This is a genomic window from Plantactinospora sp. CNZ321 (assembly GCF_004217235.1).
In genome coordinates, this window is sequence record NZ_SHKQ01000001.1 from 5628121 (window position 1) to 5645482 (window position 17362).

The window sequence follows — 17362 nt, forward strand, 5'->3', positions numbered from 1 at the left end:
CGGGCCAACGCGGCGCGGCTACCGCCCCGGGATGCCCCGGTCCGCTTCACTTGCCGAGGGTACGGCGACCACGGACCGGGGAGGGTCCGCGCCGATGCCGGTCGGCCGGCGGGTCTGCGAAGCTGCGGGGCAGATCCGCCGGTTCCGGGCCGGAGGCGAAGCCGTCACCCGGTCCTGCGGCACTGACAAAGTTCACCCCATGAATCCCTATGAAAGCGAACAGAAGGCTACACAAAGAGCGCTTTCAGGAAGGACTCCTTACAGTCAGATATTGACGTTGTCTTATCGCCGACGGCAGGATCGGGCGTGGCGCGCACCCGATCCGTTCTGGAGGCACGACATGCGTCCACACTCGCGATCCCGGACATCACTGATAACGCTGCTCACCGGAGTACTGATCACCTCGCTGCTACCCGCCGGCAGCGCGGCGGCGGCACCCGAGGGCACCGCCACCGGAGCCATCGCGGCCGGGCACGGCGGCAAGCCCGACTACCGCAACGCGAGGCTGCCCATCGACCGGCGGGTGGACGACCTGCTCCGCCGGATGACCCTGGCCGAGAAGGTCGGCCAGATGGCCCAGGCCGAGCGGGCGGCGGTGGACGCCGACCCGACGCTGGTCGCCCAGTGGGGCCTCGGTTCGCTGCTCTCCGGCGGCGGTTCCGTCCCCACCCCGAACACCCCGGAAGCCTGGGTGTCGATGATCAACAACTTCCAGCGGCAAGCCATGAGCACCCGGCTAGGCATCCCGATCATCTACGGCGTCGACGCGGTGCACGGGCATGCCAACGTCTACGGTGCCACCGTCTTCCCGCACAACATCGGCCTCGGCGCGACCCGCAACCCGGCGCTCGTCCGGCAGATCGGCAAGGCGACCGGCGAGGAGGTGAAGGCCACCGGCATCCCGTGGAACTTCGCCCCGTGCCTCTGCGTGTCCCGGGACGAGCGCTGGGGCCGGGCGTACGAGGCGTTCAGCGAGGAGCCGAGGCTCGTCGGCGAGCTGAGCAGCTACATCGACGGGCTGCGCGACGCCGGGGTGCTGGCCACCGTCAAGCACTACGCCGGGGACGGCGACACCGAGTACGACCAGGCCGCCGCCGACGCCAACGAGAGCCTGCCGCCCGGCTCCCAGCGGTACGTCATCGACCAGGGCGTCACCGTCACCACCCGGGCCGACTTCGCCCGCACCAACCTCGCACCGTTCTGGACCGCGCTGCGCCGGCACGACGTGGACAGCGTGATGCCGTCGTTCTCCAGCGTGGACTGGATCGAGGACGGGATCGGCAACCCGGTGAAGATGCACGCGCACAAGGAGCTGCTCACCGATGTGCTCAAGGGGGCGCAGCGGTTCAAGGGCTTCGTCGTCTCGGACTGGGAGGGCATCCACCAGATCCCCGACCCGGACGAGCCGGGCGTGGCCGGGCTGACCGCGTACAAGGTACGGACGTCGGTGAACGCCGGCATCGACATGTTCATGGTGCCGAACAACGCGAAGCACTTCATCGACCTGCTCCTCGCCGAGGTGCGGGCCGGCCGGGTCAGCCAGTCCCGGATCGACGACGCGGTACGCCGGATCCTGCGCGCCAAGTTCGAGATCGGCCTCTTCGAGCGCCCGTACGCCTCCGCCGACGACGTCGACGAGGTCGGCAGCCGCGCGCACCGGGCGCTGGCCCGACGGGCGGTCGCCGAGTCGCAGGTGCTGCTGAAGAACAGCAACCGGGCGCTGCCGCTGCGCAGGGACGCCAGGATCTACGTCGCCGGCCGCAACGCCGACGACATCGGCAACCAGGCCGGCGGCTGGACCATCACCTGGCAGGGCGCCTCCGGCGACATCATCCCGGGTACCACGATCCTGGAGGGCATCCGCGAGGTGGCGCCGCGCGCCCGGGTCACCTACAGCGCGGACGGCTCCGCGCCGACCGCCGGCTCGGACGTCGCCGTCGTGGTGGTCGGCGAGACGCCGTACGCCGAGGGGTTCGGTGACGTCGGCGGCCCGGAGTGCGCCTGGTGCACGACGCCGCAGCAGGAGGAGAAGTCGCTCTCCCTCCAGGCCGGCGACAGGGCGGTCATCGAGCGGGTCTGCGGCGCGATCGACACCTGCGTGGTGCTCGTCGTCTCCGGACGGCCGCAGGTGGTCACCGACCAGCTCGGCCAGATGGACGCGCTGGTCGCCTCCTGGCTGCCCGGTAGCGAGGGGGCCGGCGTGGCCGACGTGCTCTTCGGCCGGCGGCCGTTCACCGGCCGGCTCTCGGTGAGCTGGCCGCGCAGCGAGGCGCAGGTGCCGATCAACGTCGGTGACCGGAACTACCGCCCGCTCTTCCCGTACGGGTACGGGCTGCGGACCCGCTGAGGCCAGGGTCGACGAGGCGCCGCCGCCGGCCCGGTGATCCGGAAGCCGGCGGCGGCGACGTCCGCAGGACGGCTTCCCGCCGTACCGTGCTTGAATGGATTCCTGGCTCCTCCTCGCCGTCGTACTCCCCCTGCTCGTGCTGCTCTGGACGGAGTCGTCGTCGGCCGCGCGACGCCACCGGGACGGCATCGCCCGGCTGCGCCGGGTCGAACGCAAGCTCGACCTGGTGATGGAGCATCTCGGCCTGACCGATGCCGAGCCGGTCCTGCCCGAGGTGTCGGCGTACCTCGAGAAGGGACAGCGGATCGCGGCGATCAAGGCGTACCGGGACGCCACCGGCGTGGGGCTGCGGGAGGCGAAGCAGGCGGTCGACCGGATCGCGGAACGGCACGGCCACTGACCGGACCGGGCCCGTGCATCCGGGCGCGCTGGACCGGTCGGTGGGGTGCCCGGGCGTCGGACCAAGGGATCCCGGCGTGCGGCTGCCGGCGCATCACCGCGGCTTCCTGCGGTAGCTGGGCCGGGGCACGGACGGCTCGGCCCGCCGGACCGGGGCCGTCAGGTGGCCTGCTGGTACCACCCGACGGCCCCGGCGGGGACCGGCCAGGGACGGTTCAGCCGGTCGCGCAGGCCGCGCCGTTGAGCGTGAACGACGCCGGCCGGGGGTTGCTGCCGGTGTGTGTGCCGTTGAAGCCGAAGCTGGTCGAGGCGCCCGGGGCGAGCGTGCCGTTGTAGGAGAGGTTGGTGGCGGTCACCGCCGTTCCGGACTGGGTGACGGTGGCCGACCAGGCCTGGGTGATCCGCTGGCCGGCGGTGAAAGCGAACTCCAGCGTCCAGCCCTGGATCGTGCTCGTCCCGGTGTTGGTGACGGTCACGGTGCCGCTGAACCCGGTACCCCAGTCGTTGCTGGTCCAGCCGATCCGGCAGCCGCTGGCCGGCTCGGCGGTGGTGGTCACCGAGACCGGCGCCGACGCCGCCGAGACGTTGCCGGCCGCGTCGAACGCGACCACGTAGAACTGGTACGTGGTGCCGGCCGTCAACCCGGTGACCGGGTACGTCGTGCCGGTCACCGTGCCGAGCAGCACGTCCGTGGCGCCGGCCTCCCGGTAGACCCGGTAACCGGTGACCCCGACGTCGTCGGTGGATGCGGTCCAGCCCAGGGTCGCCCCGCTGGTCGTCACCGCCGAGACGGTCAGCCCGCCGGGCGTACCGGGCGGGGTGGTGTCGCCGGTCCCGGCCGGACTGGTGGTCACCGAGACCGGCGCGGACGCCGTCGAGCGGTTGCCGGCGGCGTCCTTGGCCACCACGTAGAACTGGTACGTCGTCTCGGCCGCCAGCCCGGTCACCGCGAACGTCGGGGTCGGCACCGAGCCCAGCAGGACGTCGGTGGCGCCGTTCTCCCGGTACACGTCGTAGCCGGTGACCCCGACGTCGTCGGTGGCGGCGGCCCAGCTCAGGGTGGCACCGGTGGCGGTGACCCCGGCGGCGCTCGGGGTGCCCGGCCGGCTCGGCGCGGTGGTGTCCGGGGCCGACGGTGCCGGTTCGCTGCCCCAGATCAGCGAGCCGCCCTCGTAGAGGGCCACCTTCGGGTTCGGCCCGGCGGCGGCCTGGTACGACGGGTCGTTGCTCGGATCCCAGGTGCCGCCCTCGGGTACGCCGATCTTGAACTGCACCTCCATCCGGTGCGCCGACTGTCCCGCCGGGGCGATGGTGTAGTCGGAGCAGTCGACCTCGACGTACCAGATGTCGCCGGAGAGTTGCCGGGCGGCCGTCGGTGCCGGGCAGCCCTGGGTGTAGCCGCTGGTCACCTGGATCGCGCTGTCGCCCTCCGGCCGGAAGTAGTACCGGAACGAGGAGTCGGTCAGCGCCCGGGCCGGGAAGGCGGACTTGTTGTAGACGATCGCCTTGATCCCGGTCGCCCTCGGCTCGGCCTGCATCACCGTGGTCTCCACGGTGATCTCGTCGATGTCCGGCGTCTCGGTCGGCGGGAAGTTCGCCAGCGCCGTGCCGCCGTACTCGGAGACGAGCCGGGCCAGCGCGGAGGTCAGCCCGGCGTTGTAGTCGGTGGCGACCTCGTTCATCACGTAGTCGCTCCGGTTGTCGGTGTACGCGTCGTTCGGCGAGGACGGGCCGCCGACCAGGGCGCCGTAGAGGGTGTGCCGGGTCGCCTCCGGCACCTGCATGCTGTCCCACCAGGAGCCGTGCGCGGTGCGGTGGTGCGGGTTCTTCGGCGGGTTGGCGCCGAAGCCGATCATGTAACTGGAGTTGCGCGGGTTGTCGCCGAGGGCGTAGTTGATCTGCCGGACCGCGAAGTCGTGATACCGGGTCTTCCGGGTCGCGTCGGTGGTCTTGTCGGCGTAGACCAGCGCCGCGAACGCGGTGTTGGCGGCGTACCGCAGCGCGCCCCAGGTGTCCAGCACCGCCATCCCGCCCGGGGAGGTGCGCACCTTCTCCCCGTTCACTCCGACGGTCCAGTAGTCGAGCCAGCGGTTGGCGTCGTCGACGTACTTCTGCTTGCCGGTCAGGTTGGCCAGCAGCACGTACGCGCCGAACTGCTTGTTGTCCCAGGCCACCGTCCACTTGTACATCCGGGTACTCGACTGCTGCTCGGTGCCGAGCCGGTCGTACTCGGTCTCCGCCTTGGTCAGGTAGCTGGCGTCCCCGGTGGCCCGGTAGAGCCAGATCGCGCCCCAGACGAGTTCGTCCTGGTAGCCGCTCCAGGATCGGTAGAAGTTCGTCACGTCCGTGATGCACTCGTGGTAGGCCCGGCGCACGGTGTCGGCGAAGCTGTAGAGCTGGCGGGCGTGCGTGACCAGCCGGTCCGCGTAGGCCGGGTCGGTGGGGCGGAACACCATCGAGGAGGCGGCCATCGCCGCCGCCGTCTCGCCGGCCAGGTCCGAGCCGCCACAGCTGGCATCGATCTTGTACGCCGGCCGCGCCATCGGCAGCACCTCGGCCGGACCCCACCACTTGTGGTCGTCGTCGCCCTTGCCGACCTGTCCGTAGAGGACGTTCGCGGACGGGTGTGCCCTGATGAAGTAGTCGTTGACGAAGCGCAGGTTGTTGAGCAGGTGCGGAAGCTGGCCGGAGGCCTGGTAGCCGCTGCGGTACTCGACCGCGCCCCAGGCCAGCATGGTGGTGCTGAACGCCATCGGGAAGCCGAACTTGACGTGGTCACCGGCGTCGTACCAGCCGCCGGTGAGGTCGAGCCGGACGTCGGAGCCGTCGGTCAGCGCCGAGTCGCCGCGCCAGGAGACCCGGTTCCAGTCGGGCAGCTCGCCGGACTGCTGCGCCTCGTAGAAGTAGAGCGACTTCTGTAGCGCCTCGGCGTAGTTGAAGGCCGGCGCGGCGGCCGCGGCCGCTCCCGCTCCGGCGGTCGGGCCGTCCGGTGACGGTGCGGCGGCGGCCGGGGCGACCCCGGTGAGGACCAGCGCCGCGGCGGCGGCCAGCGCGGTGGTGCCGGCGGCCACCGCGCGGAGGTACCAGCGGCCCGGCCGCTGGCCGCGGTCGGGTCGCTGCCGGCCGTCGGGTCGCTGCCGACCGTCGAGGCGTTGCCGGGCGCCTGGTTTGGGCCGGGGACCGGGCCGGGGACGTTGCCCGTTCGGCCGGGCCGGGGCGATGCGGTCGCGCACTAGAATTGCTCCTGTCCGTGGAGCCGCGCGCGGCGACGCGTAGCGGAGGACACGAGGGGCGGATGTGGGCGCATCCGCCCCTCTCCCTGCGCGGTGCACGACGCGGGTGCTGGGCCTGGGAAAACCGTGCTGCGGTGATGCCGGTGCGAGGGGGTTGGATCTTGGTCCATCGAAGCCCGGGAGCGCTCCCATGGATAGCCAACAATGTAACCGCGCCATTGCCGGTTTGTGAAGCACCCAAACCGCCGACCCCTCGTCCGCGACGAGCGCAGGATCGTACTGTTTCAGGGAAATAGTGCCTTCGCTGGGCGCCGGAGGGCACTACGAGCAGAAGGACTCCCCTTGGCGGCGGTGGGGATCTCAGGGGGTCGGGAGCTCGACGGGCGGAGGCGCGGGCACGGGGGGCGCCACGGCGGGCCGGTCGTGCAGTGACACCGTGACGGTCAGCAGCTCGCCGTCCCGGTCCACCGTGCTCGGGAGGGACAGCCGGTCCAGGATGCGCAGCATCCCGACGTTTCCCGCCGGGGTGTGTGCGAGCAGCGCGGCGTAGCCGGCCCGGGTGCCGTACCCGACCAGGCGGCGAGACAGGGCGCCACCGAGACCACGCCGCTGCCAGCCCTCCTCGACCAGCAGGGCGAGTTCGGCGAGCATCCCCTCGGCCGCCAGGTTCGCCATCGCCACCACCCGCTCGGGCTGGCCGTCCGCGCCACCCGCGCAGGCCAGCAGGGCGACCCCGCGCGCCGGGGAGAGCAGCCGGCGCAGCCGTCCCGGCGTCGCCGCACCGCTGGCCGGATAGCGCAGGCGCAGGCTCCGCGCCGAACAGCGCCGGTGCATAGCGAGCACCGCCGGTAGGTCCTCGGGGAGAGCGGGACGTACGGTCAGCTAGGCACCGTCCGACAGCACCAGGGTCACCGGATCGACGGCCCGCCTGGCCACCGCACCGGCCAGTTCCACCAGTGCCCGGGCCCGGGCGTACTCGGCCGGGGTGAAGCTCGGGGCCGCCCGGTGCACCTCGAACGAGCCGCCGTACGGGTCGGGCAGTCGCATCGCCCCGGAGCCCCGCTCCGCACCGGTCGGGCCGGCCGCCACCGGCCGCCAGGTGACCGAGTCCGCGCCGAGCAGGCTGCGCAGCGACTCATCGAGGGCGCCCGGGTCGCGTACCAGCCGGCTGGCCAGGCCGAGTGCCCGGGTCGGCTGATCGGCCAGCCCCTGCGCCTCGCAGCGGGCCACCCAGCAGTCCCGGCCGCGCCCGCGCTGCACCGCCGCGACCAGGTCGTCCGCAGTCAACTCGGCCGGCGCGTCCACCAGGAAGTCGTCGACCGCCCCCGCCTCGGTGGTGTGTACCTGGACGGTCAGGATGTTCACCCCGCGCAGTGCCAGGCTCGCGGTGAGTACGGAGAGGAATCCCGGCCGGTCGGCCACGGTCGCCCTGAGCTGCCACAGTGCCATCTGCGATCCTTCCCGGTCCCGCCTGCCCGCCCCCGCTGTCACCCGCCTGTCGTGGCTCAGCCCGGCCGGGTCACGATCGCCGGCAACCGCCCGACCGGCGGCCCGGCGACGGGCCCGCGCCGACGGACCTGGACGGCCCCGCGCCGGCCGGGCTGGTCGGTGGCGGTGGCGCGCTGACCAGGTCGAGTCGGTCGCCGAGGATCGTCGCGGCGGCCCGCACCAGGTGGGCGATCCGGTCCACCTCGGTTCCGTGGAAACCGGCCGCCGACAGGCCGTCGCCGTCCACCCGGGCCAGCACCAGCACCAGCCCCGCCCGGCCGAACGGGGCGACCGCGAAGTGCGTGCCCGCCGGCCCGTCCAGCGCCCGGGCCCGCAGCGGGGTCACCTCGGGCAACTCCAGCGGGGCCGGTGCCCGCCAGCTCGCGTACGCCACGGCGGGCGCCCCGCCGCCCCGGACCGTCCCGGCGCCCGGACCGGTCCGCGCCGCCCAGTCCGCCGGTACCACGGCCGCGGCGGCCCAGTCGGCGGCCAGCAGGCCGGGTACCGCGTCGACGAGGGTGGCGAGCCCGTCGGCCGGGTTCGCGGCGATCTGGGCGAGCAGCTCGGCGTCCTGTCCGCCCCCGCTCGACGCGCCGATCGCCCGCCACATGCCGTCGACCCGTACCCCGGGGATGGCGCCGAGCCCGGCACAGAGCCGGTCGACCCGGGAGGCACCGGGCCAGACCACCGTGAAGTCGTCGACGGCCCGGCCGCCCAGCCGTTCCAGGACCACCACCGCGACGATGTCGGCACCGGCGACCCCCAGCGTGCGAGCGACCTGACCGAGCGTTCCGGGGCGATCCGGCAGGGTCACCCGAACCCTCAGCAACATGTTCCGTCCCCCTCCGTCGGCGGACCGGCGCGCGTGCCGCCGGCGAGCTGTCAACCAGGCTGCCCGATGAGCATTTCGCCCCTGTTGCCGCTGCATGTCCCGGCAGCGACATCCCGGGTCCGTCCGGAGGACGCCGGGGTGCCGCCCCCGGTGGGTGGGCCGGCAGCGGCCCGGGCTTGACTCGACGGCCGGGATGCCATCAACTTTTCGGATGACTGATCCGCCGGCCACCGCCGTCCGGCCGGAGCCACCCGCCGGGTCGCCGTCCGGGCTCGACCTCGACCGCCTGGCCGGGCATCTCGCGGCGCACCGCCCCGACCTGCTGGCCGGTCCGCTCCGGGCGGAACTCATCGCCGGCGGCCGGTCGAACCTCACCTACCTGGTCCGGACCGGCGGGCGCGAGTTCGTGCTCCGCCGGCCGCCGCTCGGGCACGTGCTGGCCACCGCGCACGACATGGCCCGGGAGTTCCGGGTGATCTCGGCGCTCGCCCCGACCGGGGTGCCGGTGCCGGCCACCCTGCTGCACTGCGCCGACGAGGCGGTGCTCGGCGCGCCGTTCTACCTGATGGAGCGGGTGCCCGGGGTGGTGTACCGGAGCCGGAGCCAGACCGACCCGCTGACGCCGGCCCAGCGCCGGGCGCTCGCGCTCGGCATGATGGACGTGCTGGCGACGCTGCACGGCGTCGACCCGGCCGATGTCGGGCTGGCCGACTTCGGCCGGCCGGAGGGCTTCCTGGCCCGGCAGGTGCGCCGCTGGGGTGGGCAGCTCGACCGGTCCCGCAGCCGGCCGCTGCCCGGCATCGACGAGCTGCGCCGTCGGCTGACCGCGACCGCACCGGACGGCTGGAACGCCGGGCGGATCGTGCACGGCGACTACCGCCTCGACAACCTGATCGCCGACTGCGGGCCGGCCGGTGGCGATCCGCCGGAGACCGCGACGGTGACGATCCGGGCGGTACTCGACTGGGAGATGGCCACCCTCGGCGACCCGCTCGCCGACCTCGGTCTGCTGCTGACCTACTGGGAGGTGCTCGGCGACTCCGACGCGGCCGAGAACAACCCGGTCGCCGACGGGCTCGGCCCGCGCGCCGGCTTCCCGTCCGGCGCCGAGCTGATCGAGCGGTACGCGGCCGGCAGCGACGTCGACGTCGGCCCGCTGGACTGGCACGTGGCGCTGGGCTGCTTCAAGCTCGCCGTCATCTGCGAGGGCATCCACTATCGGCACACCCTGGGGCAGACCGTCGGCGAGGGCTTCGACCGGATCGGCGACCTCGTCGATCCGCTGGTCGAGTACGGGCTGACCGCGTTCCGTCGGGGCTGACCCCGGCCCCCGCCGCACAGACCAACGGGAGCGCACACCGGAAACCACCCACGAGCTGACCTGCCGAGGAGATTCGATGGACTTCGGATTCGACGCACGCACCGCCGAACTGCACGAGGCGCTGCACGACTTCCTGACCGACCGGATCCTGCCGGCCGAGCCGGTCTACGCCGAGCAGGTCGCCGCGGCGGCCGCCCCCGGGGCGGCCCATCCCACCGCGACCGACCCGGGGGCGGCCGGACCGACCTCGGCGGGACCGTGGCGCCGGCCGCCGATCGTCGAGGAACTCAAGGCGGAGGCCCGGCGCCGGGGCCTGTGGAATCTCTTCCTTCCGGACCCGGAGTACGGCGCCGGGCTCAGCAACCTCCAGTACGCCCCGCTGGCCGAGCTGACCGGCCGCAGCCCGCACCTGGCCCCGGAGGCGCTCAACTGCGCCGCCCCGGACACCGGCAACATCGAGCTGCTGGTCGAGTACGGCAGTCCGGCACAACGGGAGCGCTGGCTGCGCCCGCTGCTCGACGGCGAACTGCGCTCGGCGTTCTGCATGACCGAGCCCGAGGTGGCCTCCTCGGACGCGACCAACATCGCCACCCGGATCGAACGGGACGGCGACGAGTACGTGGTCACCGGGCGGAAGTGGTGGTCGACCGGGGCGATGGACCCGCGCTGCGCGTTCTTCGTCGTGCTGGGCAGGACCGATCCGGCGGCCCCCCGGCACCGGCAGCACGGCATGGTGCTGGTACCCCGGGACACCCCGGGCGTGACGGTGCGGCGCGGCCTGACCGTCTTCGGCTACTCCGACGGCGCGCACGGCGGGCACGCCGAGGTGGACTTCGACGGCGTACGCGTGCCCGCGGACCATCTGATTGGCGGGCCCGGGGACGGCTTCGCGATCGCCCAGGCGCGGCTCGGGCCGGGCCGGATCCACCACTGCATGCGCCTGATCGGGATGGCCGAGCGCGCCCTCGAACTCCTCTGCCGGCGGGCGGCCGGACGGGTCGCGTTCGGCCGGCCACTGGCCGAGCAGGGCGTGGTGCAGGAGTGGATCGCCGAGTCCCGGGTCCGGATCGAGCAGGCCCGGCTGCTGGTGCTGAAGACCGCCTGGTTGATGGACACCGTCGGCAACAAGGGCGCGCACACCGAGATCCAGGCGATCAAGATCGTGACTCCGGCGATGGCGGAGTGGGTGATCGACAAGGCGATCCAGGCGCACGGCGGGGCCGGGGTCAGCCAGGACACCCCGCTGGCCGAGTTCTGGACCCACGCGCGGACGCTGCGGTTGGCCGACGGCCCGGACGAGGTGCACCGGGCCGGGCTGGCCCGCCGTGAACTGCGGCGCTGGACGGGCGACTGAGCCACGGGCGACTGAGCCGCACCGAGCCGTCCGCCTGCGGCGCGGCCTTCCGGGAGGCAGGCGGAGGGGTTAGGCGGAGGCGCGGTGCACCAGGTGGGTGTCGAGCAGCACGTACGGCACCTCGCGCTCCTCCCGCTTGATCCGCGAGACGAGCAGCCGGGCCATCTGCCGCCCCATCTCCTCCATCGGCTGGAAGATGGTGGTCAGCGGCGGCTCGGTCTGCCGGGCGATCGGGGCGTCCTCGAAGCCCACCACCGCGACGTCCTCCGGCACCCGGCGGCCGGACTCGCGCAGCGCCCGCAACGCCCCGCAGGCCATCAGGTCGGAGGCGACGAAGACCGCGTCGAGTTCGGGGCAGCTGTCCAGCAGCCGGCGCATCGCCGCCGCGCCACTGGTCTCGCTGAAGTCGCCGTACGCGATCATGGCCTCGCTGATCAGCCCGCCGCTGGTGCGTACCGCGTCCTGGTAGCCGGCGAGCCGGGCCACGCCGACGCCCATGTCCTGCGGGCCGGCGATGGTCGCCACCCGCTTGCGGCCCTGCCCGACCAGGTGCTCGACCGCCTGTCGGGCGCCGCCGGCGTTGTCCACGTCGACGAAGTACGCCCCGGACGGGTCGCCGAGCATCCGGGCCGGCCGGCCACCGAGCACGGTCGGCAGCCCGCGCTGCTCCAGCAGGGTGGGCAGCGGATCCGCGTCGTGCAGCGAGAGCAGGAGTACCCCGTCCACGTGCTGGTTGGTCAGGTGGTGCTCGACCCGCTCCCGCTCGGCCGGGGACTGTGCCATCGCCAGCCAGAGCTGCATCGGGGTTTCCAGCAGTGCGGAGCTGATCCCGCGCACGATGCCGGCGAAGAACGGTTCGCCGAAGACCCGCTCCTCCGACTCGGAGACCACCAGGGCCACCGAGTCGGTCCGCTGGGTGACCAGGGCCCGAGCCGCCCGGTTGGGCACGTAGCCCAGCTCGGCGATGGCCCGCTGCACCGCCGCCCGGGCCTCCGGGCTCACCTGTGGTGATCCGTTGACGACGCGGGACACGGTGCCCCGCCCCACTCCGGCGCGGGCGGCGACCGCATCCAGGGTGGGCCGCCCGAGCGAGCGGGTGCGCTGGGTTGTCATCGTCTGTCCCTCCGACGTCGGATGTCCGGCACCGGCCCCGTGCGGGCCGGTGCCGGGCACCCCCAATACTGGCTGACCACGCCTATTGAACCTTCTTCAACCTGGACGGCACGGTGCCGGCGTCCCGACTTTCACCTGTGGTCACGACGGACCGCGCAGCGGGGTTGACGAAGGTTCATTGTGCGGCCAGACCGTTACGTCGGATCACCTCGGCGTACCACCTGGCGCTCGACTTGGGAATCCGGCGTTGGCTGTCGTAGTCGACGTAGACCATGCCGAAGCGCTTGGTGTACCCCCACGCCCACTCGTAGTTGTCAAGCAGTGACCAGGCGAAATAGCCCCGCAGCGGCACTCCGGCGGTGATCGCGGAGTGGCAGGCCCGCAGGTGTGCGTCGAAGTAGTCGAGCCGGTCGACGTCGTCGATCCGGCCGTCCACCACCTCGTCGACGAAGGCGGAGCCGTTCTCGGTGATGTAGAGCGGCAGCTCCGGGTAATCCCGGTGCACCCGCTCCAGGGTCTCGACCAGCCCGGGGGCGTCGATCTCCCAGTTCATGTCGGTCACCGGCACGCCCCGGGTGACGAACCGGACCTGCTCGCTGCCGGGCCAGCTCGACTGGGCCCGCCAGTACGGCTCCGGCTCGACGCCCTCGACCGGGGCCGCCACCACGTGCCGGCTGTAGTAGTTGATGCCGAGGAACGACATCGGGGTGGAGATGGTCTCCAGGTCACCCTCCTGGACGTGACCGAAATCGGTCACCGTGGCCAGGTCGGCCACCACGTCCGCCGGGTAGCTGCCGCGCAGCACCGGGTCCAGGAAGATCCGGTTGGCCAGCCCGTCGATCCGGCGGGCCGCGTCCGCGTCGCCGTCGGAGGAGGTCTGCGGGGAGACCGCGTACAGGTTGAGGGTCACCCCGACCTCGGCGTCCGGCCGGGCCGCCCGGATCGCCCGGGTGGCCAGGCCGTGCCCGAGCATCAGGTGGTGCACCGCCCGGACCGCCTCACCCGGATTGGTACGCCCCGGCGCGTGCACCCCGGAGCCGTAGCCGAGGAACGCCGAGCACCACGGCTCGTTGAGGGTGATCCAGTGCCGGACCCGGTCGCCGAGGGCCGCGACGGTCAGCTCGGCGTACTCGGCGAACCGGGCGGCGGTGTCGCGGTTCGGCCAGCCGCCGGCGTCCTCGATCGCCTGCGGCAGGTCCCAGTGGTAGAGCGTGATCCACGGCTCGATGCCGTGCTCCAGCAACTCGTCGGTCAACCGCCGGTAGAAGTCCAGCCCGGCCTGGTTGCCCGGGCCGTGCCCGTCCGGCTGGATCCGGGGCCAGGCCACCGAGAGCCGGTACGCCTTCAGCCCCAGCTCGGCCATCAGCGCCACGTCGTCGCGGTACCGGTGGTAGTGGTCGCAGGCGACGTCACCGGTGTGGCCGTGCAGGACCCGGCCCGGGGTGTGGCTGAAGGTGTCCCAGATCGATGCGCTTCGACCGCCCTCACGCACCGCGCCCTCGATCTGGTACGCCGCGGTGGCGGTGCCCCAGACGAAACCGGGCGGAAACGTGGCGCCCACACCCTTTTCGAGCAGTTGCGTGGACTCTGGGCTCGCGGTGTTGCTCACGACTTGACGGCGCCTTCCATGATGCCGCCGATGATCTGGCGGCCGAAGATGATGAACACGATCAACAGCGGCAGGGTCGCCAACGCGGTACCGGCGAACAGAGCTACATAATCCGTCTGGTACGGGCCCGAGGAAAGGATCTTCAACGAGTACTGCACGGTCGGCGTGTCGGGGGTGAGCACGACGAACGGCCAGAGGAAGTCGTTCCAGGTCTGCATGAAGATGAGCAGGCCGAGCACTGCCGCGGCCGGCCGCAGTGCGGGCAGCACCACGTTCCAGTAGACCCGCCAGGTGGAGCAGCCGTCGAGCCGGGCCGCCTCGATCAGCTCGTCACTGATCGCGGACGTCGCGTACTGGCGCATCATGAAGACCCCGAAGCCCTGGACCAGGAACGGCACGATGACCGCCTGGAGGGTGCCGGTCCAGCCCAGTTCCACCATCATCAGGTAGAGCGGGATGATGCCGAGCTGGGTCGGCACCATCATGGTCAGGATGATCAACAGCAGCAGGGCGTTGCTTCCCCGGAACCTGAGCTTGGCGAAGGCGAAGCCGGCCAGCGTGGAGAAGAAGATCACCGAGACGGTCACCACGGTCGACACGACGAACGAGTTGGCCAGGCCGTAGAGGAACGCGGCGTCCTCGTTGGCCAGCATCCGGTCGATGTTCTCGAAGAGCTTGCCGCCGGGGGTGGGCGGCATCTCGTACACCGCGCCGTTGTCCCGGGAGGCGATGATGAACGACCAGACGATCGGGAAGATCGAGAGTATCGAGCCGGCGACCAGGGCCAGGTAGGTCAGAGGGCTGGCCTCCCAGAGCCGTGCTCCGGGCATGGTTCGGCGCCGGCGGCGGGGCGGCTGCGGGGCGACCGAGCGGGGCAGGGTCTGGATGGTGGTCACTTCTGCTCCCCCTTGACCGAGCGACGTACCAGCACGAAGTTGATCACCGCGAAGATGATGATCATTAGGAAGAGCAGCCAGGACATCGCGGCTCCGGAGCCGTACTCGAAGTTTCCGGTGAAGGTCCGCTCGTAGATGTACATCGCCAGCGTCTGGAACTCGTTCTGGGCGCCACCGCGGATCAGCCCGTAGCCGTACATCAGGGGCTCGGTGAAGAGCTGGAGACCGCCGATGGTGGAGATGATGATCGTGAAGAGAATGGTCGGCCGGATCAGCGGCACGGTGATCTTCCAGAACTGCCGCCAGGTGGAGGCACCGTCCAGGGCCGCCGACTCGTACAGGTCCTTGGGGATCGCCTGCATCGCGCCCAGGTAGATCAGCGCGTTGTAACCGGTCCACCGCCAGTCGACCATGAAGGCGATGGCGAACCAGGAGGCGTAGCGATTGTCCCGCCAGGCGATCGGGTCGATCCCCACGGTGCCGAGCAGCCAGTTCACCAGCCCGTACCGGTCGGCGAAGATCAGCGCGAAGATGATGCCGACCGCCGCCACCGAGGTGATGTTGGGAATGACGATGCCCATCCGGAACAGGGTGCGGCCCCGCATCTGCCGGTTCAGCAGGTTGGCGATCATGAGCGCCACCACGAGCTGCGGCACGGTGCTGACCACGAACATGCCGACGGTGTTGTAAGCGGCGTTCCAGAACTGCGTGTCGGCCAGGACGACGCGGTAGTTCTCCAGGCCGATGAACTCCTTGGTGTCGCTGAGCAGGTCGTACTCGAAGAGCGAGACGTAGACCGTGTAGAGGACCGGGAAGAGGCCGAAAATCCCGAAGAGGATGAAGAAGGGTGCGATGTAGAGGTACGGGGAGTACTTGATGTCCCAGCGGCCCAGGCGGTACGACCGCTGACGGTGCGCCGGTTCCGGAGTGGGTGGCGTGGCAGCGTGCCGTGGTGGTGCCGCGCCGACAGCAGAGCTCATTGCGGGTCCTTCCGGGGAGGTGGGCCGCCGTGACCTCGCGCTGGTGCCCACACCCTCCGCGGGTGTGGGCACCAGCGCCGGCCCACGGGCACGGGTCACCCGTGGGCGCGGCAGGTCATCGGTCGACCTAGCTGGTCAGCTTCTTGGCCTCGTCCATCGCCTTCTTCCAGGCGGCGTCCGAACTGAGCTGACCGCGCTCGGCCGCCTGCATCTGCGGCTCGACCACCGTCTCCCAGATCTGCTGGTGCTTCGCGCCGAGGAAGACCGGCTTCATGTTCTTCACGCTCGCACCGAAGATCTCGCCGGTGGGGGCGTTGTTGAAGTACTCGCTCTTCTGGTCCTTGAAGGCCGGGTCCTCGATGCCGGCGATGTCGGACGGCATGGCGCCGGCCTCCTTGAACGCCGCCAGGTGGCCTTCCTTGCTGGTCAGGTACTTGGCCAGCTTGTAGGCCTCCTCCTTGTGCTTGCTCTGCTCCGGGATGCCGAGGTAGGAGCCGCCCCAGTTGCCGCCGCCGCCCGGGATCGTCGCGATGTCCCACTTGCCGGCGTTCGCCGGGCCGGAGCGCGGCTTGATGACGCCCTCGGTCATCCAGGCCGGGCAGGGCAGGGTGGCGAAGGCGGAGTTCTTGAAGGCGGCGTCCCAGTCGGCGCTCCAGCGCTGCGCCTTGGCGGTGAGCCCGTCGGCCGCCATCTGCAGGCCCATGTCCCAGGTCTGCTTGATGATCGGGTTGGTGTCACCGATGAACTTGTTGTCCTTGTCGAAGAAGAACGTCTCGGAGTTCTGCATGATGTACGGCTGCATCAGGCTGGTCCCGCTGTCCAGCCAGGCAGCCTTGACCTTGCCGCTGGCCTTGAACTCCTTGCCCAGCGCGATGTAGTCGTCCCAGGTGGTGATCCGCTTCGACACCTCTTCCCGGTCGGTCGGCAGACCGGCCTGCTCGAAGAGGTCCCGGCGGTAGCACATGGCCAGGCCGCCGACGTCGGTGCCGAGCCCGATCAGCTTCTTGCCGTCCGGGGTCAGGGCGTTGTTCCACTTCCACTCCGGGAAGGTGGACTTCAGCTCGCCGGCACCGAGGTCGAGCAGGTTGGCGAACTTGTCGTGGTTCTGTACGTAGCCCAGCAGTACGCCCTCTTCGAGCCCGACCACGTCGCCGGCGCCGCTGCCCGCGGCGAGCCACTGCACCAGCTTCGGCTGGAAGTCGCGCAGCTCGCCCATCTTCTGGTGCTCGACCTTGATGTTGGGGTTGGCTGCCTCGAAGTCCTTGATCGCCTGGTCGTAACCGAAGTTCTGGAAGGTCTGCAGGACCAGCTTGACCTGCCCCCCTTCGCCGCTGGACCCGTCGTTGTCGCTCTTGCTGCACGCGGTGCTGCCGAGAGCCACGCCCGCGGCGAGCGCGGCGACCGCGGCCGTGCGGAGCCGGCGCCTGATGACGCTCATCCCTGACCCCTCTCAGGTGGGTAACTCGTGTAGTGGTGGTGGCGGAGATTCGTGTGTGTCCCGCTGCTGGTGCCGTGCTTTCCCGGTGGTGCCGAGGTGCGTGTCCGCCCGCCGACGCAACCGCCGGACGGAGGCCCGGAGCCGCGCGGTGGGATTTCGGTGCGACGCGTCGCCGGTGGTTGTGTGGCGTTGACCACAGACCCCGGGAGCGCTCCCATGAGATTGCCGGCGCGCTTCTGGGGTGTCAATGGGCATCTGGGAGCGTTCCCATTTCGTTACCGACGGCGCCGGGTCACTCACCCGCAAAGCGGGCGTTATCCCCGAGGTAACGCCCCGGCATCCCCGAGGTGAC

General features: G+C 71.4%; 13 protein-coding genes. 4 read left to right on the top strand and 9 right to left on the bottom strand.

The genetic code is table 11. The features are described 5' to 3' along the window. Positions 1-340 precede the first annotated feature (340 nt). Together EV371_RS24235 and EV371_RS24240 are read left to right on the top strand one after the other, a co-directional pair. Positions 341-2347, top strand: coding sequence for a glycoside hydrolase family 3 protein (locus tag EV371_RS24235; RefSeq protein WP_349340664.1), 2007 nt, complete (start codon positions 341-343; stop codon positions 2345-2347). Between the two features lie 94 nt (positions 2348-2441). Next, positions 2442-2747: a hypothetical protein gene (locus EV371_RS24240; protein WP_130464087.1), complete on the top strand. Its 306-nt coding sequence runs from the start codon at positions 2442-2444 to the stop codon at positions 2745-2747. Positions 2748-2961: 214 nt separating this feature from the next. On the opposite strand, the gene EV371_RS24245 is transcribed toward EV371_RS24240, so the two are convergent. The 4 genes from EV371_RS24245 to EV371_RS24255 all read right to left on the bottom strand — a co-directional run bounded on the left by EV371_RS24245 (position 2962) and on the right by EV371_RS24255 (position 8299). Further along, a complete protein-coding gene (locus EV371_RS24245) occupies positions 2962-5817 on the bottom strand; it encodes a glycoside hydrolase family 9 protein (RefSeq protein ID WP_486484965.1) in 2856 nt (951 codons plus the stop codon). 522 nt (positions 5818-6339) lie between these two features. Next, positions 6340-6822, bottom strand: coding sequence for a GNAT family N-acetyltransferase (locus tag EV371_RS34595; protein WP_486484770.1), 483 nt, complete (start codon positions 6820-6822; stop codon positions 6340-6342). A gap of 39 nt (positions 6823-6861) precedes the next feature. After that, complete coding sequence (locus EV371_RS34600) at positions 6862-7428, bottom strand: ACT domain-containing protein (RefSeq protein ID WP_486484771.1); 567 nt, start codon at positions 7426-7428, stop codon at positions 6862-6864. A 70-nt stretch (positions 7429-7498) separates the two neighbouring features. Next, a complete protein-coding gene (locus EV371_RS24255) occupies positions 7499-8299 on the bottom strand; it encodes an ACT domain-containing protein (RefSeq protein WP_349340661.1) in 801 nt (266 codons plus the stop codon). 211 nt (positions 8300-8510) lie between these two features. Here EV371_RS24255 and EV371_RS24260 point away from each other — a divergent pair, with 211 nt between their 5' ends. Beyond that, positions 8511-9620 (top strand): phosphotransferase, encoded by a 1110-nt coding sequence (locus tag EV371_RS24260; protein ID WP_130464089.1) that lies wholly within the window; start codon positions 8511-8513, stop codon positions 9618-9620. A gap of 76 nt (positions 9621-9696) precedes the next feature. After that, a complete protein-coding gene (locus tag EV371_RS24265; protein ID WP_130464090.1) occupies positions 9697-10974 on the top strand; it encodes an acyl-CoA dehydrogenase family protein in 1278 nt (425 codons plus the stop codon). 69 nt (positions 10975-11043) lie between these two features. Here the strand turns inward: EV371_RS24265 and EV371_RS24270 are convergent, their stop codons facing one another. From EV371_RS24270 to EV371_RS24290, 5 genes are all read right to left on the bottom strand, one after another. Next, positions 11044-12087 carry a substrate-binding domain-containing protein gene (locus tag EV371_RS24270; protein WP_130464091.1) on the bottom strand — a complete coding sequence of 348 codons (1044 nt, stop codon included), beginning with the start codon at positions 12085-12087 and terminating at the stop codon, positions 11044-11046. 175 nt (positions 12088-12262) lie between these two features. Then, the gene (locus EV371_RS24275) at positions 12263-13696 is read right to left on the bottom strand and encodes a GH1 family beta-glucosidase (RefSeq protein WP_130464092.1); all 1434 of its coding nucleotides are present in this window, start codon (positions 13694-13696) and stop codon (positions 12263-12265) included. After that, on the bottom strand, positions 13693-14526 hold the full coding sequence (locus EV371_RS24280) for an ABC transporter permease subunit (protein WP_130466182.1): 834 nt from the start codon (positions 14524-14526) through the stop codon (positions 13693-13695). The genes EV371_RS24275 and EV371_RS24280 overlap by 4 nt, the downstream gene beginning before the upstream one ends. 62 nt (positions 14527-14588) lie before the next feature. Beyond that, entirely contained in the window at positions 14589-15572 is a 984-nt protein-coding gene (locus EV371_RS24285) for an ABC transporter permease subunit (RefSeq protein WP_130464093.1), read from the bottom strand. Between the two features lie 127 nt (positions 15573-15699). Next, complete coding sequence (locus EV371_RS24290; RefSeq protein WP_130464094.1) at positions 15700-17010, bottom strand: extracellular solute-binding protein; 1311 nt, start codon at positions 17008-17010, stop codon at positions 15700-15702. Positions 17011-17362: the final 352 nt, after the last annotated feature.